This window comes from Variovorax sp. YR634 (assembly GCF_900106655.1).
Taxonomy (GTDB): Bacteria; Pseudomonadota; Gammaproteobacteria; order Burkholderiales; family Burkholderiaceae_C; genus Variovorax.
Genome location: NZ_FNOL01000003.1, coordinates 20,136 through 37,540 on the forward strand (window position 1 = coordinate 20,136; position 17,405 = coordinate 37,540).

Sequence of the window (17,405 nt, forward strand, 5' to 3'; positions counted from 1 at the left end):
AAGTTTGGTATGCCAGTCAGCCGAGGTGCTGCACCCACTGGGTGCCGCAACGCCTGCAATACGCCTTGCACGCCTGTCGCGCGATGTCGGCGGTGCGCAGCACGATGGGCGTCGCATTGGACTGGTGCGAGAGCGCCACGCCGAGTGAGGGTGGCGCGGGCAACGGCAGCACCACGAGTTCGCCGCGTTCGATGTGTTCCCTGACCAGCAAGCCGGGGATGATGCCGACACCGACGCCTTCCCGCACCAGCGACACCAATGCCGCCAGCGACGGTGAACCGGAGATGCGCAGATCGCCCTGCGCCATGCCCTGGCGCGCCGCGAGCTGCTGCGCGAGATTGACCGCGGCGATGTGCGGTGTCGTACCGCGCACCTGCGTCAGCAACTGGTGCGAGAGTGTCTTGCGCAGTGCGTCGCGCTTGGGGATGAGCCCGCGCCTGGCGACCCAGTGGATCGGCAACGACATCAGGTCTTCCATGACCGAATAACTGCTGCCGACCTCGTTGCTCACCCGCAGGATGAAGTCCAGGGTGCCCCGCATCAACTGGTCGGCCAGATCCACGGTGAGGTCGACCGTGAGATCGACTTCGACCTGCGGCAGTTGGGTCCGCATCGCTTTCATGAAGTCGGGCAACCAGGTATGCACGGCCGTCTCCAGCACGCCGACGCGGATGCGGCCGCCGATCGCGCTGCCGCTTGCCGCAGCAGCCTGGATGGCGCGCGTTGCCTCCAGCACACCTTCGGCATGGCGCAGCAGGCGCGCGCCATCCGGCGTGATGCGCATGGTCTTGTGGTCGTAGTCGAACAGCGTGACGCCCAGTTCCTCCTCGAGACTGCGCACACGCATCGAGATGGTCCCGGGCGTGGCATTGAGGTGCTCCGCCACGCGGCGCACGCTGCAGATGCGGGCCAGCATCACGAAGGTCTCGATGAATTTGGTGTTCACTTGCTCCTGATCCAGTGCGCGAGCGCACTACGTTGCAGCCTCATTCCCCGGTGTGGGGCGTGCGCTGTTCAATTTCTCTGAACAGTGCCCGCGCAAATTCCTCGATGGACGCGGTGCACTGCGATTTCTACAGTAAGCAAATTCCTTGCTCACTTCCCCCGAGAACCCGATGAACTCCACGATCTGGATGAATCCTGACGATCTGCGCCGCGAGATTCGGGAAGGCCGCTTCAGGGGCCCGACCGCAGGCCACAGCCCCGGCTATACACAGGGCAACCTGGCGATCCTGCCGCGCGAATTCTCCGAAGAGTTCCTGCGCTTTTGCCGCCTCAATCCGAAGGCCTGCCCGGTGATCGGCGTCAGCGAGCCCGGCGACTGGCGCGTGCCGGAACTCGGCGAGGTAGACCTGCGCACCGATGCGCCGGCCTACTGCGTCTTCCGCGACGGCGAGCCGGCCGGCGAAGTGCTCGACCTGCGCGAACTGTGGACCGACGACATGGTCGGCTTCGTCATCGGATGCTCGATGTCCTTCGAAGAAGCCTTGCTGGAGGCCGGACTGCCGATACGCCACATCGAGCAGGCCACCACGGTGCCGATGTACGACACCAGCATCGCCAACGTCCCGAGCGGCCGCTTCGGCGGCACGATGGTCGTGAGCATGCGGCCGATGACGCCGCAGCAGGCCATCCGGGCGATCCAGATCACATCGCGTTTTCCTGGCGTGCACGGCGCGCCGGTGCATTTCGGCGACCCGGCGGCCATCGGCATCCGGAACATCGAGCAGCCCGACTACGGCGAGCGCTCCGAGATCCGGCCCGGCGAAGTGCCGGTGTTCTGGGCCTGCGGCGTGACACCGCAACGCGCAATTCGCACAGCGCGCCCGAAACTTGCAATCACCCACAAGCCTGGGCAGATGCTGGTCTCGGACGTCCGCAACAGCCACCTCGCGGTGTTCTGACTTTTCATCGCCTTCACGCTTCCTCCCCGATTCACCCCTGCAGTACCGGAGATTCATTCATGAAACGCAGACAAGCCCTCATTGGCATTGCCGGCACCGTGGCATTGAACGGCGCCTTCACCCAGGCCCTGGCCCAGAAAGGCGAGGTCGTCATCGGTGTGATCTACCCGTTGACGGGGTCCAGCGCGCAGGTCGGCGTGGACAGCAAGCACGCGATCGACACCGCACTGGAAATCATCAACACCGCCAGCACGCTCGACCTGCCGGGTGCCCGGAATGCCGGCCTTGCAGGCCTGGGGAACGCAAAGGTGCGGGTGGTCTACGCCGACCACCAGGGCGACCCGCAAAAAGGCCGCTCCGAGGCTGAACGCCTGATCACGCAGGAAAACGTCTGCACCATCGTGGGTGCATTCCACTCGGCCGTCTCCGCCACGGTGAGCGCCACCTGCGAGCGCTACGAGGTGCCCTATCTCTGCGCCGACTCGTCTTCCCCGAGCCTGAGCCGGCGCGGCCTGAAGTACTTCTTTCGCACCTCCGCGCATGACGAGATGTTCAGCGAGGCCATGTTCGACTTCATGGATGCGATGAAGGGCAAGGGCAAGCCGATCGGCAGCGTCGGCATCTTCTACGAAGACACCATCTTCGGCACGGACTCGTCCGCCGTGCAGCGCAAGCTGGCCAACGAGCGGGGCTACAAGATCGCCTGCGACATCAAGTACCGCGCCAACTCGCCCTCGCTGAGCGCCGAGGCACAGCAGATCAAGACGGCCAACCCCGACGTCCTGCTGCCCTCCAGCTACACCAGCGACGCAATCCTGCTGACCAATGCGATGGCGTCGATCGGCTACAAGCCAAAGAACCTCGTGACGCAAGCGGCCGGCTATATCGAGAAGCCCACGCTCGAATCGGTGGGCGACAAGCTCCAGGGCATGATCTCGCGCGCCAGCTTCTCCGCCGACATGGGCGACAAGCGGCCGTCGGCCAAGGCCGTGAACGACATGTTCAAGGCGCGCGCCGGACGCGACCTCAACGACCAGACCTCGCGGGTGTTCACCGCGATGATGGTGCTGGCGGAGGCCATAGACCGCGCCAGATCGGTCGAGCCGAAGAAGATCCGCGAAGCGCTGGTCGCCACCGACATTCCCGGCGAGAAAACCATCATGCCGTGGAAGCGCGTGAAGTTCGACGCCACGGGCCAGAACACATTTGCCAGCCCCGTGCTGATCCAGTTCAAGGCAGGCAAGTTCTCGACGGTGTTTCCGTTCGAAGTCGCAACCGCGACGCCGGTCTGGCCGATGAACCCATGACCGCCTCCGCCCTGCCGCAGATCCTGGCCACCGGCTTGCTGATGGGGCTGATCTATGCCCTCATCGCCGCCGGCCTCTCGCTCATCTTCGGGCTGATGGACGTGGTGAACTTCGCCCACGGCGAGTTCCTCATGCTCGCCATGTACGCAACCTTCGGCTTCGCGGTGTTCGCGCATCTCGATCCGGTGCTCTCGCTGCCGCTGGTGGCGGCCGTCATGTTCATCGTCGGCGCGAGCGTCTATGCAGGCGTGGTGCGGCATGCGATGCGCTCCAAGGTCAACACGGGCATGGTCCAGATCTTCTCCACCTTCGGCCTGGCGACGCTGATCCAGGGCGGTGCGCAGTTCTTCTTCACGCCGGACTTCCGCAATGTCGACCACACCTGGCTCAGCGCGAAGACGCTCGACCTCGGCGGCATCTTCCTGCCCTGGTCGCAGATCTTCGGTGGCCTCATCTCGCTGGTCGCCTTCGGCGGCCTGTACCTGATGATGACGCGCACCGACTTCGGCCGGGCGCTGGAGGCCACGCGCGAGGACAAGGGCGCGGTCGCGCTGGTCGGCATCGACAGCAACCGCGTGTTCGCGCTCGGCTGGGGCCTGGGTGCGGCGCTGGTCGGCGTGGCAGGCGCGGTGCTCGCGACCTCTTATGCCATTCATCCCCAGGTGGGAGCCGGCTTTGCGACCATCGCCTACATCACCGTCGCGCTCGGCGGCTTCGGCAGCGTGTTCGGCGCGCTCGTCGCGGGCATCGTCGTCGGGCTGGTCGAAGCCCTCACTGCCAACATCCTGCCGCCGGCCATGAAATCGATGGGCATCTACGCGCTCTACCTGGTCGTCATCTTTCTTCGCCCGCAGGGGCTGTTCGGGAAGCTTTGATGTCCATCCCATCTTCCCCTGCGGCCGTGCCGTCTTCTTCGTCTTCGTCGTCTTCTTTGCTGGGCGGCGTCACCCGGCATCGGCGCCGCCAGCTCATCGAGGCGGTGGTGGTGTTCGCACTCATCGCCCTGCTGCCCCTGCTGGTGAAGAACGCCTACCTGCGCAATGTGATCGTGCTGACGCTGATGTACGCCGCCCTCGCCCAGAGCTGGAACATCCTCGGTGGCTACTGCGGCCAGATCTCGCTCGGGCACGCGCTGTACTTCGGCGTTGGTGCGTATGCGGTCAGCAAGCTCTATGTGAGCTACGGCGTGCTGCCCTGGTTCGGCATGCTCGCCGGTGGCGGGCTGGCGGTGTTGCTGGCCCTGGCGCTCGGCTACGGCACCTTCCGGCTGAAGGGCCACTACTTCTCGATCGCGACCCTGGTGATCGCCGAGATGGGGCTGCTGATCGTCCACAACTGGGACTGGCTCGGCGGTGCAACAGGCATCCAATGGCCCTTCGGCCCTGACAGCTGGGCCACGCTGCAGTTTGCGCGCGACAAGACGCCCTACATCTTCTTCGCGCTCGGGCTGCTCGTCGTGACCTGGCTGCTGACCTTCTTCATCGAAGGCTCGAAATGGGGCTACTGGTGGCGCGCCGTGAAGGACCACCCCGAAGCTGCCGAAAGCCTCGGCGTGACCGTGTTCCGGTCCAAGATGGCGGCCGCCGCGCTGTCGGCCTTCTTCACCGCGATTGGCGGCGGCTTCTATGCGGCCTTCGTGTCCTACGTCGATCCCGACAGCGTGATGCACTTCCGGTTCTCGCTGCTGATGGTGTTGCCCGTGGTGCTCGGCGGCATCGGCACGCTGTGGGGGCCGATCCTCGGCGCTGCGATTCTCGTGCCGCTCTCGGAGTTCACGCGCAGCTACGTCGGCGGCTCCGGCGGCGGCCTCGACCTGATGCTGTACGGCGGCCTCGTCATGGCTGTGGCGCTGCTCAAGCCCGAAGGGCTGATCAAGCTGTTCGCCAGGAAGACCCGGATCCGGGAGGCTGCACGATGAGCATCGACATTCTTCTGGAGACTATCGACGTCACGCGCCGCTTCGGCGGCCTCGTCGCGAACCGTGACGTGAGCATCCGCGTGCACCGGGGCGAGATCCTCGGGCTGATCGGGCCCAACGGCGCGGGCAAGTCGACCCTGTTCAACCTGATCGCCGGCGCCTATCTGCCGACCTCGGGCAGCATCCGCTTCGACGGCCGCGACATCACCGAACTGCCGGCCACGCGCCGCTGCGCGCTCGGCATTGCGCGCACCTACCAGGTCCCGCGCTCCTTCGATTCCATGACGGTGCTGGAGAACGTGATGGTCGGCGGCTTCGTGCGCCACGCCTCGTCGAAGGCGGCTCGCCTGGCCGCACTGCAGGTGCTCGACTTCACCGGCCTCTCGCGCACGGCCGGCACCCTCACCGGCGAACTCACGCCACCCGAGAAGCGCCGCCTGGAGGTTGCACGGGCGCTGGCCACCGAACCCAAGCTGCTGCTGCTCGACGAAGTGCTCACGGGCCTCACGCCGAGCGAAGCGCAAATGGGCGTCGAGCTGATCCGGCGCGTGTGCGACGCGGGCATCACCGTGGTCATGGTCGAGCACGTGATGCAGATCGTGATGCCGCTGGTCGACCGCGCCATCGTCCTCAACCTGGGCACCGTCCTTGCCAGCGGCAGCCCCGCCGACGTCGTGCGCGACCCGGCGGTGATCTCCGCCTACCTTGGAACACGCCATGCTGCTTGAAGTCAATGGCCTGACCACGGCTTATGCCGGCATGGTCGCCATCGCCGATATTTCGGTGTCCGTGAACGAGGGCGAAATCGTCGTCGTGGCCGGTGCCAACGGCGCCGGCAAGTCGACACTGCTCCAGTCGATTGCCGGGCTGGTCAAGACGCAGTCAGGCCAGGTTCGTTTTGCCGGCGAGGCCATCGATGCCCTGCCCGGCCACCAGATCGCCGCACGCGGGCTGGCGTTCGTTCCCGAAAGCCGGCGGCTGTTTCCGCGCCTGTCGGTGGAAGACAACCTGCGCCTGGGCAGCTACCTGCACCGCAAGAAGGCAGACCGCGACGCACCGCTGGCCCAGGTGTTCACGCTGTTTCCGCGCTTGAAGGAGCGCCTGAAGCAACGGGCGGAGACGCTGTCGGGTGGCGAGCAGCAGATGCTGGCCATCGGCCGCGCCTTGATGACGCGGCCGCGTCTTCTGATGCTGGATGAACCCTCGCAAGGAATCATGCCCAAGCTGGTCGACGAAATCTTCGAGGCCGTCCTGACGATTCGCAAGGCGGGCGTGACCGTGCTTCTGGTCGAGCAGCGCCTGGCTGAAAGCCTGGAGATCGCGGAGCGTGCCTACGTGCTGCAGACAGGCCGACTGATGCTGTCAGGCAAGGCAGCCGAGGTGCGCGACAACCCCGAAGTACGTCGCGTGTATCTGGGCATGTGACCCCCCTTCGCAGCATCAACCGAGGCCATTCATGAACCATCGAGTCACTCGTCGTACCTTTACCCTGCTGGCGTGCGGCGCGGGGGCTCTTTCCACTGCACGCGGTGCAACCGTTTGGCGGATCGCAACGGGATACCCGCTGGAGAACTTTCACACGGCCAATCTCATTGCGATGGCCAAGGATGTTGAGCTCGCGACGCAGGGGCAGCTTCATATCGACGTCTATCCCAAGAACTCCCTGTATGCGCTGAACGCCATCCAATCCGCCGTGCAGGACGGAAAAGTCGAAGCTGGCGAAGTCATCATGAGCAGTCTTGTCGCCGACCTTCCGATCGCGGGCGCAGATTCGGTTCCATTCATCACCGACAGCTATGCCGATGCACTTCGGCTCTGGCGAATTCAGCGTCCCCTGATCGAGAAAGCCTTCGCAAGTCGGGGACTGGAGGTTCTGTATGCCGTGCCGTGGCCACCGCAAGGCTTGTACTCGACCCGACCGCTTGGCGGATTGGGGGACATGCGTGGCATGCGAATGCGCACGTTCAACGCAAACACTGCAAAGATCGCAACGCTCATGGGCACCGAAGCCGTCGATGTTCCAGCTACCGAACTCAACAAGGCACTCGCTGATGGACGCATCGACTGCATGATGACGTCCGCCGTGACTGGAGTGGAAAGCCGTGCATGGCAGTCCATGCACTACTTCTACGAAATCAATGCGTTCTTTCCCAAGAACATTGTGTTTGCCAACAAGAAGGCATGGGACGCCATTGGCGCCCCATTGCGCGAGGCATTGAAGAACGCGAGCGCAGCGGCAGAACTTCGCGGATGGTCCAACAGCGCATCGGTTGCCGCTCAGTCCCTGGAAGAGTTGAAGCGAAGCGGCATGAAGATCGAATCACCTTCCTATTTTTTCGGTCGAGACGTCAAGCGTCTCGGGGAACGTTTTTCGCTGGATTGGGTGAAGCAAGTAGGCGTATCCGCCAACGATGTCTTCATTCCCTATTTCGACAAGCGATAGATATCTCCCAGATCCGTCTCGCAACGCCGGAAATCCAGCTCCTGAAGAACTTCTGCCGTGCCGCGGACAAGACGGGTGGCCGGACGCGCGGTCGGTGTCGCAAGCACCAATGCATTCCAGATGCTGGGCGGCCCGATCGGCGCCCGCGGCAATGCCTCGCCGCCGGGTGCGCCAAGGGCGCTCTCCGGAAGAATCGTGCACCCGACCCCGGTTGCAACGAGCGCAAGCACGGTGTGGACAGCTCCCACCTCCGCAAGCACCTGGAGCTCGATGCGACGCGGGCCAAGGACGGAGTCGAGCAGGTGCCGGATTGCGTTTGGCGCGCTGGGCAACACCATCGGGTAGTTCGCGAGTGCCGCCAGTCCGACGCGAGCCGGCAGCTTGCTCTTGGGCGGCGCGACCAGCAATAGCTTTTCGCGCATCAAGGGCTGAAAGCTCAGCTGGGGCGAAGCGGCGGGATCGAACAGCAGCGCCAGATCCAGCCGCCCCGCGATCAGGGATTCGCGCAGTGAGACGCTCAGGCCTTCGAGGATGGTGATGACGGCGCGCGGAAACCTCTCCCGAAACTGCTGGATCAGGGGCGTGCTCAAGCCCAGGGCCACCCGCGGCGGCATGCCGACCACGATACGGCCGCCGGGACTCTCGTCCAGTTCCTGCAATTCGTCGCGGGCACGGCGGGAGATGTCCAGCATCGCGCGTGCGTGAACGAGCAGCGCAGCGCCTGCATCCGTCGTGGTCACGCCGCGTCCGGTTCTCACCAGCAAGCGTTGCCCGAGATCTGCCTCCAGCAAGGCGATCTGCCTGCTCAAGCTGGGCTGCGCCAGGTTGAGCGCCACCGCGCCGCGGCTGAAGCTCCCGGCATCGACCACGGTGACGAAATACAGAAGCTGGCGCAACTCCATAGAAATTCAGCATAGCTGATATAGGCATGTTGTCCTTACGCCGGTGACTATCGGTGGGGAAACTGCCTGCATGACCTTCCCCCTTCCCCCAGGCGCCTGCAACGCCCACTGTCATGTGCTCGGGCCCGGCGCGCGCTTTCCTTACGCCCCGGACGCCGCCTTCATTCCCGAAACAGATGCGCCCAAGGAAGCCCTGTATGAGCTGAACGACCGCCTCGGCCTGCGACGCTGCGTGGTCGTGCAGTCGACCTGCCACGGCTTCGACAACCGCGCCGCCGAGGACGCCGTTGCGTCGCGGCCCTCGAGCTACCGCGCGATCGCCCTGCTGCCGACCGACGTCGACGACGCAGAACTCGAGCGACTCCACGCCGCGGGCTTTCGTGGCGTCCGCTTCAACTTCATGGGCCACCTCGGCCGGCACGCGGATATGGAGGAAGTGCTGTCGTTGGCGGGCCGCTTCGCGCCGCTTGGCTGGCATCTGCAGATTCACGGCGATCCCGCGCTGCTCACGAACCTGGCGCCCGCACTGCGTCGCTCGCCCACGCCGGTGGTCATCGACCACATCGGGCGCATCGATGCGGCGCTGGGTCTTGACCAGCCGGACTTCCAGGCGCTGCTGCGCCTGATGGCGGATGAGCGCTTCTGGGCCAAGGTGAGCGGCATGGACCGCATCACGCGGCTGGGCCCGCCCTACGCCGACGCCCAGCCCTTTGCCCGAACGCTGGTCGCCGAGTTCGGCGACCGGGTCGTATGGGGCAACGATTGGCCGCACCCGAACCACGCCGGCCCCATTCCCGACGAGCAGCAACTTGTCGACCTCATTGCCGAGATCGCCCCCACGGAATCTGCGCGCCATGCGCTGCTGGTCGGCAATCCGGAACGCCTCTATCAGTTTGGAGACAAGCCATGAGCCTCCGATTCGAGAACAAGATCGCCATCGTGACCGGTGCCGGTTGCGTCGGCGCCGGCTGGGGCAATGGCCGCGCCATCGCCGTGCGCCTCGCCCAGGAGGGCGCCAGGGTCCTGGCGGTCGATCGCGATCGCGCCCGGCTCGACGAGACGCTCGAGCTGGCCGGTGACGTCCGCGCGTCGATCACGCCATGGGTCTGCGACGTCACGAACAGCGAGAGCGTGGCGGCCATGGCGGCCGCGTGCCTGGACGCATACGGGACCATCGACGTCCTCGTCAACAACGTGGGAGGGTCCGCAGCGGGCGGGCCGGTGGAACTGCCCGAAGAGACATGGGATCTGCAGGTCGACACCAACCTCAAGAGCGTGTTCCTGACCTGCAAGCATGTGCTTCCCACGATGCTGGCGAAAGGCGCGGGCTCGATCGTCAACATCTCTTCGACTTCCGGCCTGCGCTGGACCGGCAGCGCGCAGGTGGCGTACGCCGCGACCAAGGCCGGCGTCATCCAGATGTCGCGCGTGATCGCGGTCCAGCACGCGGCCAAGGGTGTCCGGGTCAACAGCGTCGTGCCGGGGCAGCTGCACACGCCGATGGTCGAAACACGCCTGGCGAAGCAGCGCGCGGGCGGCGACGTCGACGCACTGCTGGCCCAGCGCCAGAAACGCATTCCACTCGGCTTCATGGGCGATGGCCGGGACACGGCGAGCGCGGTACTGTTCCTGGCCAGCGACGAGGCACGATTCATCACCGGCACAGAACTGATCGTCGACGGCGGCATGACCGCGCGCTGCGACTGAGATTCGAGTTGCCCCCAAAAAAAAGACGGAGACATTCATGACCATCCAACGCATCCTGCTCGCGGCAGCATTTGCCATGGCGCTGGCGCCCGCTGTCCATGCACAGCCGAAGACGACGCGGATCGTCGTTTCCTTCACCTCCGGGGGACCTGTCGACTCGGTCGCCCGCATCCTCTCCGAACAGCTCGGCAAGGAGCTGGGCCGCACGGTCATCGTCGACAACAAGCCCGGCGCCAACGGCGCGATCGGCGCCGTCGACGTCATGAAGTCGGCCCCGGATGGCGGCACGCTGTGGTTCACCAGCGTCGGCGCGGCTGCGATCAATTCTTCGCTGTACGAGAAGCTCCCCTACGACATGCAGCGCGACTTCGCGCCGGTCTCGCTGGTCGTCAACAACGTCGAACTGCTGGTGACCCAGCAGAGCAACCCGGCCAAGGACGCGGCCGACTTCGTGGCAGCAACGAAGAAGCGCGCCGAAGCAACGCCGATGGGCTCCTCCGGCACGGGCAGCATTCCGCATCTGGCAATCGAGCAGTTGGCTGATTCGAGCGGCGCCAGGCTGCTTCATGTCCCCTACAAGGGTGCGGCACCGGCCATCACGGACCTGATGGGAGGCCAGATCGGCGGATTCTTCGGCGACGTGCCCGGGCTGCTTGGACACCTGCAGGGTGGACGGCTCAAGGCGCTGGGTGTGGCTTCGAACAAGCGGCACCCTTCTTTGCCGGACGTGAAGACACTGGAGGAGCAAGGCATCCGGGGCGTCGACACCAACAACTGGTATGCGCTGTTTGCGCCTGCGAAGACGCCGCCCGAAATCGTCGAGGCACTCAGCAAGGCGGTGCGCAACACACTGGCCAACCCGGGCGTGCGCGAGAAGTTGCTGAAGACGGGCACGGAGCCTGCCGGGTCCACGCCCCAGGAACTGGCGACCATCCAGAAGCGGGACACCGAGAAGTGGGCGAAGCTGATCCACACCAAGAACATCAAGGCCGAGTGATGACGACCACCCCTGTCCGCGTACCCCTCGTACAGCCCGGCACACGCCCCGAGCTGGCCGAGATCGAGTCCCGCATCATGGCGCAGCGCGGTCGCGTGTCGCTGCTCTATCAGGTGCTCCTCAACAGCGAACCGATCGCCTCGGGCTGGGAGCGCATGCTCACGGCGGTTCGCAACCAGACTGGCGTACCCGCCGATCTTCGCGAGCTGATGATCCTTCGGGTCGCCGTTCTCAACGCCGCCAGCTTCGAGTACGACGCGCACGTGCCGCATGCACAGAAGGCAGGCGTCAGCGCGGAGAAGATCGACGCCGTCCGGCAGGAGGTGCTGCCCGGCGTGTTCGCACCGCTGGAGCGCCTGGTGCTCGAACTCACGGATGCCATGACCCGCGAGATCGTGGTTCCGGAAGAGCTCATGAGCCGGATCCAGCAGCACTTCGACCCCAAGGGCGTGGTGGAAATCGTGGCGACAGTGGCGGCCTACAACATGGTGTCGCGCCTGCTGGTTGCCCTGAACGTCGCGCATTGAACGAGGAGCCCGGAATGCAGGATCTATGGCTTCTCAAGTCCGACACATCCATGGCCGAACAGCCGCTCGCGCCGGTCCGAACGCTGCTGCCTGGAGTTCAGCCATGGCAGGCAATGAATGGCGCTTTGGTCTATTTCTACGCGGCAGGGAACACGCCGCCGGTGCTCACGCCCCAGGGTGTTGCCGGCGAGTGGAAACGGCTCGCCTGCTTGCAGGAGGTACAGGGCGCGTCGGCCGGCCAGGTTGCTTCGCACCACTATGTTGTGGAAACGGACGTGCTTCCCGAGTTCGAGGACGACCTCAACGCCTGGTACGCGCAGGAACACCTGCCCGGACTGGCCGCCGTGCCGGGGACCATCCGAGCGGCCCGGTACATCGACACCGCAGGCTCGCCGCGCTACTACGCCTGCTACGACCTCGCGGGCGCCGAGACCCTGGGCAGCCCCGAGTGGCTGGCCGTGCGTGCAACGCCCTGGAGCTCGCGGGTTCGCCCCGCTTTCCGGAACACGGGGCGAACCATGTTTCGTCGGCTGTCGGCCACACGCTGAGCACGGCTCGCATCGCCGAAGCCTATCGCGCGGATGGTCTGGCCAGCGTAGCGAGCTTCTTCCTGGCCGCCTGCAAAAGACTGCTCCGTTCGACAGGCAGTGCCGCCTTGGTATCTCCGAGCGCGACGACCTCATGCACGGTGGTCGCGGAGAGCTTCGAAGACAACGGGTCGCGCGGCGACATGCCGTTGAGCCTGGTGATCGGGATGACATGCACCTTGAGGTGGCGGCCCATGGTCTTCGACAACTTCTGACAAGCTGTCGTCATGGTGGCTTCGTCAGGGACCAGCCGGCCATGCACGACCAGCAGTTCCACAGTGCCTTGCACGTCCTCTCCCAGCACGAACGCGCGCACGACCGAGTCCTTGAACTTGGAACGCAGCATGGCGCGGATCGGTTCTGCCGCAGCGAACGATTTCAGCGCGATGTTCCGCAGCTCGTTGTGGAAGACGAACGAGCGATTGACCTGAACGGTATCGCCCTGGTCTGCCTTCGCCGCCTGTCGCTTCACGATGCCGCTGCGGACGAGATGCTCCACGGTGAGGGCGGTCTCGGCCTCCTCCAGCTTCGCCCGCCGTGCAAGCTCACTCGTCGAGAACTGTTGATCGGGCGCCGCGTACAGGACCATGAGGAGCTTCTGTACTTCGGGAGAGAAAAGGAAATCCGCGGCACTCATTCTTGCTTTGCTGCTGACACAAAGACCGCATTATCCAAGCGGCATGGAAGAGGTCGGCATCGGCGCTTCATCTATCGCTGGGGCAGCGCCTGAGTATGAGAAGAAAAGTGACAGCGGTCGGCATCGAGGCGGTTTCCCTGAGCGGCTTTTTTCTCCCTGGCCTCTACCAGCGCCGAACCACTGTCGAGAGGCAGTGTGCGCGCCCCCATCGAAACCAACGTGGAGTCTGTGCGGGAGTTCTGTAAAACGATACCTGCCGTCCTGTGAGGTGCGACCTCGAGGCCTTCGACAAGGTCTCAAGGAGGTCAAAGTAATCCTTTCGAGGAGCAATCACAGAAACCAGAAAAGGACTTTTGATTGCCTCATTGAGCATGTCGTTACGCTTGTTCCGGTCATTGCGGCACGATCTGTGTGCCCGACAAAGTCGGCCAATGCATCTGCAGATGCCGGCCGTAGAACTGTTTGCGGACCGGTTGCCGAAGCGACTCGATGAGACAAGGCCCTGAACGCATGCATGCAGACCGCGAAGAAAAACTGGTCGCCGCCCGCAAGGCATACGCGGACGGCCTGCTTTATCTGGCCTTTGATCTCTATCAAGTGCAGGCAGACGAAGGGCATGTCGAAAGCCAGGTTTTTGTAGCCTGGATGTTGTCTCAAGGGGTTGGCTGCGAGAAAGACGAGAGCCAAGCTGCTGCCTACTACGAGCGAGCAGCAGTTCACGGGCATCCGCTGGGCTGCTTCTACTTCGCCCGTTGGTTGACGCGAGCTGGCGAACATGCGAAGGCCCATCGCTTCTATGCGATGGGCGCAGAAAAGCGACATCTGCCCTCGATGTTTCGTGTCGGCTATTCGTTGGCTCATGGCAAAGGCGTTTCACGCGATCTTCAGCGGTCCTATGAAGTCCTGAAAGAAGCTGCGATGCATGGTCATGCCTTCGCGCTGCGAGAACTGGGTCTTCAAGATCTGCGCGGCAGACGAGGTATTGTTTGGCAGCCTATCGGGCTCGTGGAGATTCTTGCCGCAGTGTGCTGGGGCTTCATGGTCTCCATGGTCAATGACGATTCGGATCTTTTGATCTCCTAGACCTTGCTCTGCCGCACAACAATGCTCACGCGGCCGTGATTCGCGTCGAAGAAGTAGATTAAGGCCCTCTTCCTCCAACCTCGTCGTGAGTCCCGTCGCTACAGTCCTAGCAAGTCATCCATGAGAGATTTTTTTGTGAAGTGGCGAAGGCTCGTTGTGTTCAGCAGCGTGGCGGTAGTTTGGGTCGGAGTTCTTCTCTATTTCGGAGTCTCCCCGGATCGAGCTGGTGAAAAGCGCCGCAACGCTTGCACTGCTCAGTGCAAGCCACTTGTCGGAGTTCTGGAGGGAGAGAAGTACGTCGGACCGAGCTGGAAAACCAACGAAATCAATTCAACGTGCGTTTGTAGATAGTGACTGTGAGGTTCGCCGCGTTGGGGCTGGGAACAGACACCGGGGCTTTGTCGCGGCCTTCAGATCGACCTTGAATCCCCTCTCCGGGAGACCGGTCAAGCAGCACCTCTCATCCCATCTCCAAATTTCGGCCCAAGTGGTGGCATAGGCTGAGCCTCCGTTGTTCAAAGGAGCTCAACCAACATGCGATACATCACCCAGAAACTCACTACGGTCTCCATGGCCGCCGTCGTTGCCGCATCCACTCTCGGTGGCTGCGTGGTCGCACCAACGCCCGTTGCCACCAATGTGGTCCTGGCACCTGGCTCGCCCCTGCCGCCCGGGTATCAAGGCGAGGTGTATGTCGTGAGCGACTGGCAGTCCAGAGGTCTCTACGCGCCTCCACAGGGCTATGCCTGGCGCTATGTCGACGGGCAATATGTTCTCGTGGCCGTAGCCACCGGAATCATCGCTGCGACCTTCCTGGCTGCATTTTTTGGACATGGCGGCCATGGCGGGCCGGGGCCAGGTTTTGGTCCTCGCTGAAACAACGCATCTGTTGCATTGCAGGGCGGTGAACTTGCTGGACGCACTCCGGGCTTTATGGGCGGCAATGGTCGCCATCGGTCAACTCTTCAACTGGCTCCTGAGTCTTTTGGCGTGACTCAATCTCCTCCGCGCTCCTGCGGCTCGCCCAGCGACAGCATCAGCCGGTTGGCCCAGTTGAAGAACGCCGCGCCGTGGATGACGTCGGCAATCGCGAGGTCGTCCAGGCCTTGCGCACGCAGTTGCTCGATGTGCTCCGCGCCAAACGCAGATGGCGTAGCCGACAACGCAACCGAGGCCGCCACGATCGCATTCCAGCGCTCGCCCAGGTCGGCCTTCACGCCTTCGTCCAGCAGGCGCTGCACATCGTCCGTGCGCTGCGAGAAATGCGAGGCGAAGCGCGCGTGCACCGAGGCGCAGTAGATGCAGCCGTTGTAGCGCGAGGCCGCGGCGGCTGAGAGTTCACGTTCGGCGCGCGGCAGGCCGGCTTCGGGGTTGTAGAAGATGTCCTTGTCGGTGCGCGTGCGCGCGCCCAATATGTCCGGGTCGCGCGCCAGCAGGCGGAAGTACGGCGACTTGGCGCGCGATGCGTCCACCAGCCCGGCGAAATGCCGCTCGGTCAGCTCGGCCTCGGGCAGCGGTTCGAGCCAGGGCAGCCATTCGAGCTGCGCCTGCGTGAAGGCATTCGGGTGCGTGTTGTGGGGATGGCTCAGGGCCGATTCGGCAGTCATGGTGTTCCTCGGGTCAATCGACAAGGGTGACGGGGCGTTGCGCCAGCGCCCTGAGGCCGGTGACGACACGGATCTGGAATGCAAGGAAGGCGACGAGCTGCGACAGGGTCACGATCTCGGTGCTCGACCACCCTGCATCGAGCAGAGACTGCAACGCAACCGGGCTTGCATCGCGTGGGTGAAAGACCAACAGGTGCGCATGCACGAGGCCGGCCGAAAGCCGCTCGCCAAGCACCGGACGCTGCGCGGCGCCCACCGCATACGAAGGGCCAGGGGCATCTTCGGCGCTGAGCGGGCCTGCGGGATAGCGCCCGTACGGCCCTTGCGTGGAACCCCGCTTCGTTTCGATGGCGATGGCCTCCGCCACCCCGGCACGAGCGCCCTGCCCCGCCAGCGCATCGGCATAGAAGCGCGCCACGTCGGCCTGCCCATGCAGTCCGGCGACGAAGGCCGCAACGGCGAACCGGTCTGCGATTTCGAAATGCCCGAACACGGGCGGCGTCGGCGCGAACAGCGAGAGATAACTCTGCTGCGCATGGGTACGCGCCTGCTCGCGCTGCACGCGGATCTGGTCGAGGTGGCTGCCCGGCTCGATGCCGACGAGCCGGTCGATGACATCAGGCACAGCAGACGCAGAAGAAGAAACGGTGGCGTTCATGAAATCCAGCCTAGAGAAGTGCAAGGGATTGAAGGTCCGACACGCTCGCATCGCGCGCCCAGCCGAGGGCCGGCGCGACCACGGTGGCGGTCAGTTCGATGGAGCGCAGGATCGCCTCGTGCGGAGGATCGACGGAGTGCACCTGGCAGACCAGATCGGTCACGCGTGCGAGCGTTCTGTCGGCGCGCAGCGAGGCGATCACGTCGTCGGGCGATCCAACGTGCACGTCGTACGCGGCAATCAGCTGTTCGAGCGGTGCATCAGGGCCAGCGCGGTCTGCGAGGCCGAGCTGTCCCGAAGCGGCAAAGCGGGCCGCCGAGCGGCGCAGACCGATGTCGGCCAGACGCAGCGCCTCCTTGCGGGTCTCCGCGACGAAGACACTGCGCGAACCCACGATGCGCGGCGTGCTGCCGGGCGGCAATGCAGCCAGGTAGGCATCGACGATCGGGTTCTGGATGTCGGCAAGCGACGCGCCGGGCGCGTGCTCGGGGCGCGGCTGCGTGCGCGAGAGCATCAGGCCGTCGCCGGCCTCCCCCGCCCGCGTGCCGCCGCTCACCGAGAACGTGGCCTGCCAGATGCGGTCCAGCAGCGGCGAGCCCGCGGGGTACAGCATGTCGCCGCCCTGCAGCGGCTTGCCGGCCCACGCTGCGCGCACCGCGGCAAGCTGTCTCGCGAAGATGGCCGAACGGTCGTTGCCATCCAGCCCGAAGGCCGCGAAAGATTCGGGCGTGCCGCCGGTTCCCACGCCCACCTCGAGCCGGCCTTGCGAGAGCAGATCCAGCACGACCGCATCCTCCGCCACGCGCACGGCGTTTTCCAGCGGCAGCGTGACGATGCCCGTGCCCAGGCGAATGCGCTTCGTGCGCGAGGCCACATAGGCCAGGAAGACGAACGGCGACGGCAGCCCTCCCTCGTGTTCGTGAAAGTGATGCTGCGCCACCCAGGCCGAATCGAAGCCGAAGGCCTCGGCGTGGGCGATCTGCGCGGCGGCGAGACGGTAGCGCTCGGCAGCTGTCGCGTCGTCGAGCAGGCGGCTGAAGAAGCCGAGGCGAAGCTGGCGCGGGGAGTGAGAAGTGCCGGGCATCCGAAGAGAAGAAGGCTGGGTTGTCGAAAGCCTTTGAGTCTTGC

General features: G+C 64.6%; 20 protein-coding genes. 14 read left to right on the forward strand and 6 right to left on the reverse strand.

What is annotated here, in order from left to right; all coding sequences use genetic code 11:
* Positions 1-16: 16 nt before the first annotated feature.
* Positions 17-946, reverse strand: a complete 930-nt coding sequence (locus tag BLV60_RS06780; protein WP_093051958.1) for a LysR family transcriptional regulator — start codon at positions 944-946, stop codon at positions 17-19.
* Positions 947-1,115: 169 nt separating this feature from the next.
* On the opposite strand from BLV60_RS06780, the gene BLV60_RS06785 reads away from it, so the two are divergent.
* Genes BLV60_RS06785 through BLV60_RS06815 form a run of 7 tightly spaced genes read left to right on the forward strand, consistent with a single transcriptional unit; the run spans position 1,116 to position 7,572 of the window.
* A complete protein-coding gene (locus BLV60_RS06785; protein WP_093051961.1) occupies positions 1,116-1,904 on the forward strand; it encodes a putative hydro-lyase in 789 nt (262 codons plus the stop codon).
* 59 nt (positions 1,905-1,963) lie between these two features.
* Positions 1,964-3,211 (forward strand): ABC transporter substrate-binding protein, encoded by a 1,248-nt coding sequence (locus BLV60_RS06790; RefSeq protein ID WP_093051963.1) that lies wholly within the window; start codon positions 1,964-1,966, stop codon positions 3,209-3,211.
* Positions 3,208-4,086: a branched-chain amino acid ABC transporter permease gene (locus tag BLV60_RS06795; RefSeq protein ID WP_093051966.1), complete on the forward strand. Its 879-nt coding sequence runs from the start codon at positions 3,208-3,210 to the stop codon at positions 4,084-4,086. Before BLV60_RS06790 ends, BLV60_RS06795 begins: the two co-directional genes overlap by 4 nt.
* On the forward strand, positions 4,086-5,129 hold the full coding sequence (locus BLV60_RS06800; protein WP_093051969.1) for a branched-chain amino acid ABC transporter permease: 1,044 nt from the start codon (positions 4,086-4,088) through the stop codon (positions 5,127-5,129). The genes BLV60_RS06795 and BLV60_RS06800 overlap by 1 nt, the downstream gene beginning before the upstream one ends.
* Positions 5,126-5,857: an ABC transporter ATP-binding protein gene (locus BLV60_RS06805; RefSeq protein WP_093051971.1), complete on the forward strand. Its 732-nt coding sequence runs from the start codon at positions 5,126-5,128 to the stop codon at positions 5,855-5,857. The genes BLV60_RS06800 and BLV60_RS06805 overlap by 4 nt, the downstream gene beginning before the upstream one ends.
* Positions 5,850-6,554 (forward strand): ABC transporter ATP-binding protein, encoded by a 705-nt coding sequence (locus tag BLV60_RS06810; protein WP_176928755.1) that lies wholly within the window; start codon positions 5,850-5,852, stop codon positions 6,552-6,554. Before BLV60_RS06805 ends, BLV60_RS06810 begins: the two co-directional genes overlap by 8 nt.
* A gap of 31 nt (positions 6,555-6,585) precedes the next feature.
* On the forward strand, positions 6,586-7,572 hold the full coding sequence (locus BLV60_RS06815; protein ID WP_093051977.1) for a TRAP transporter substrate-binding protein: 987 nt from the start codon (positions 6,586-6,588) through the stop codon (positions 7,570-7,572).
* Here the strand turns inward: BLV60_RS06815 and BLV60_RS06820 are convergent.
* Positions 7,554-8,474, reverse strand: a complete 921-nt coding sequence (locus BLV60_RS06820) for a LysR substrate-binding domain-containing protein (protein ID WP_093051980.1) — start codon at positions 8,472-8,474, stop codon at positions 7,554-7,556. The genes BLV60_RS06815 and BLV60_RS06820 overlap by 19 nt on opposite strands.
* A gap of 70 nt (positions 8,475-8,544) precedes the next feature.
* Between BLV60_RS06820 and BLV60_RS06825 the strand changes: the two genes are divergently transcribed.
* From BLV60_RS06825 to BLV60_RS06845, 5 genes are read left to right on the forward strand one after another with little or no spacing between them, the layout of a single operon-like run.
* Positions 8,545-9,384: an amidohydrolase family protein gene (locus BLV60_RS06825; protein ID WP_093051983.1), complete on the forward strand. Its 840-nt coding sequence runs from the start codon at positions 8,545-8,547 to the stop codon at positions 9,382-9,384.
* Positions 9,381-10,181, forward strand: a complete 801-nt coding sequence (locus tag BLV60_RS06830) for an SDR family NAD(P)-dependent oxidoreductase (protein WP_093051986.1) — start codon at positions 9,381-9,383, stop codon at positions 10,179-10,181. Before BLV60_RS06825 ends, BLV60_RS06830 begins: the two co-directional genes overlap by 4 nt.
* Positions 10,182-10,218: 37 nt before the next feature.
* Positions 10,219-11,178 (forward strand): Bug family tripartite tricarboxylate transporter substrate binding protein, encoded by a 960-nt coding sequence (locus BLV60_RS06835; RefSeq protein ID WP_093051989.1) that lies wholly within the window; start codon positions 10,219-10,221, stop codon positions 11,176-11,178.
* Positions 11,178-11,705, forward strand: a complete 528-nt coding sequence (locus BLV60_RS06840) for a carboxymuconolactone decarboxylase family protein (protein ID WP_093051992.1) — start codon at positions 11,178-11,180, stop codon at positions 11,703-11,705. The genes BLV60_RS06835 and BLV60_RS06840 overlap by 1 nt, the downstream gene beginning before the upstream one ends.
* Positions 11,706-11,719: 14 nt before the next feature.
* A complete protein-coding gene (locus BLV60_RS06845; RefSeq protein ID WP_093051995.1) occupies positions 11,720-12,253 on the forward strand; it encodes a DUF4286 family protein in 534 nt (177 codons plus the stop codon).
* 22 nt (positions 12,254-12,275) lie between these two features.
* On the opposite strand, the gene BLV60_RS06850 is transcribed toward BLV60_RS06845, so the two are convergent.
* Positions 12,276-12,929, reverse strand: coding sequence for a hypothetical protein (locus BLV60_RS06850; protein ID WP_093051997.1), 654 nt, complete (start codon positions 12,927-12,929; stop codon positions 12,276-12,278).
* A gap of 510 nt (positions 12,930-13,439) precedes the next feature.
* Here BLV60_RS06850 and BLV60_RS06855 point away from each other — a divergent pair.
* Complete coding sequence (locus BLV60_RS06855) at positions 13,440-14,012, forward strand: tetratricopeptide repeat protein (protein WP_176928729.1); 573 nt, start codon at positions 13,440-13,442, stop codon at positions 14,010-14,012.
* A 534-nt stretch (positions 14,013-14,546) separates the two neighbouring features.
* Positions 14,547-14,888, forward strand: a complete 342-nt coding sequence (locus BLV60_RS06860; RefSeq protein ID WP_093052003.1) for an RcnB family protein — start codon at positions 14,547-14,549, stop codon at positions 14,886-14,888.
* Between the two features lie 119 nt (positions 14,889-15,007).
* On the opposite strand, the gene BLV60_RS06865 is transcribed toward BLV60_RS06860, so the two are convergent.
* The 3 genes from BLV60_RS06865 to BLV60_RS06875 are packed head-to-tail and all read right to left on the reverse strand — an operon-like array spanning position 15,008 to position 17,361.
* Positions 15,008-15,619: an alkylhydroperoxidase domain protein gene (locus BLV60_RS06865; protein ID WP_093052006.1), complete on the reverse strand. Its 612-nt coding sequence runs from the start codon at positions 15,617-15,619 to the stop codon at positions 15,008-15,010.
* A 13-nt stretch (positions 15,620-15,632) separates the two neighbouring features.
* Positions 15,633-16,277: a CMD domain protein gene (locus BLV60_RS06870; RefSeq protein WP_093052010.1), complete on the reverse strand. Its 645-nt coding sequence runs from the start codon at positions 16,275-16,277 to the stop codon at positions 15,633-15,635.
* A 10-nt stretch (positions 16,278-16,287) separates the two neighbouring features.
* Positions 16,288-17,361 (reverse strand): putative FMN-dependent luciferase-like monooxygenase, encoded by a 1,074-nt coding sequence (locus tag BLV60_RS06875; RefSeq protein ID WP_093052013.1) that lies wholly within the window; start codon positions 17,359-17,361, stop codon positions 16,288-16,290.
* Positions 17,362-17,405: the final 44 nt, after the last annotated feature.

Coding starts and splice junctions, on each gene's coding strand:
- BLV60_RS06835 (WP_093051989.1), top strand. CDS start 10,219: ATGACCATCCAACGCATCCTGCTCGCGGCAGCATTTGCCATGGCGCTG.
- BLV60_RS06845 (WP_093051995.1), top strand. CDS start 11,720: ATGCAGGATCTATGGCTTCTCAAGTCCGACACATCCATGGCCGAACAG.
- BLV60_RS06870 (WP_093052010.1), bottom strand. CDS start 16,277: ATGAACGCCACCGTTTCTTCTTCTGCGTCTGCTGTGCCTGATGTCATC.
- BLV60_RS06790 (WP_093051963.1), top strand. CDS start 1,964: ATGAAACGCAGACAAGCCCTCATTGGCATTGCCGGCACCGTGGCATTG.
- BLV60_RS06795 (WP_093051966.1), top strand. CDS start 3,208: ATGACCGCCTCCGCCCTGCCGCAGATCCTGGCCACCGGCTTGCTGATG.
- BLV60_RS06855 (WP_176928729.1), top strand. CDS start 13,440: ATGCATGCAGACCGCGAAGAAAAACTGGTCGCCGCCCGCAAGGCATAC.
- BLV60_RS06805 (WP_093051971.1), top strand. CDS start 5,126: ATGAGCATCGACATTCTTCTGGAGACTATCGACGTCACGCGCCGCTTC.
- BLV60_RS06875 (WP_093052013.1), bottom strand. CDS start 17,361: ATGCCCGGCACTTCTCACTCCCCGCGCCAGCTTCGCCTCGGCTTCTTC.
- BLV60_RS06860 (WP_093052003.1), top strand. CDS start 14,547: ATGCGATACATCACCCAGAAACTCACTACGGTCTCCATGGCCGCCGTC.
- BLV60_RS06800 (WP_093051969.1), top strand. CDS start 4,086: ATGTCCATCCCATCTTCCCCTGCGGCCGTGCCGTCTTCTTCGTCTTCG.
- BLV60_RS06820 (WP_093051980.1), bottom strand. CDS start 8,474: ATGGAGTTGCGCCAGCTTCTGTATTTCGTCACCGTGGTCGATGCCGGG.
- BLV60_RS06830 (WP_093051986.1), top strand. CDS start 9,381: ATGAGCCTCCGATTCGAGAACAAGATCGCCATCGTGACCGGTGCCGGT.
- BLV60_RS06815 (WP_093051977.1), top strand. CDS start 6,586: ATGAACCATCGAGTCACTCGTCGTACCTTTACCCTGCTGGCGTGCGGC.
- BLV60_RS06785 (WP_093051961.1), top strand. CDS start 1,116: ATGAACTCCACGATCTGGATGAATCCTGACGATCTGCGCCGCGAGATT.
- BLV60_RS06850 (WP_093051997.1), bottom strand. CDS start 12,929: ATGAGTGCCGCGGATTTCCTTTTCTCTCCCGAAGTACAGAAGCTCCTC.
- BLV60_RS06825 (WP_093051983.1), top strand. CDS start 8,545: ATGACCTTCCCCCTTCCCCCAGGCGCCTGCAACGCCCACTGTCATGTG.
- BLV60_RS06840 (WP_093051992.1), top strand. CDS start 11,178: ATGACGACCACCCCTGTCCGCGTACCCCTCGTACAGCCCGGCACACGC.
- BLV60_RS06865 (WP_093052006.1), bottom strand. CDS start 15,619: ATGACTGCCGAATCGGCCCTGAGCCATCCCCACAACACGCACCCGAAT.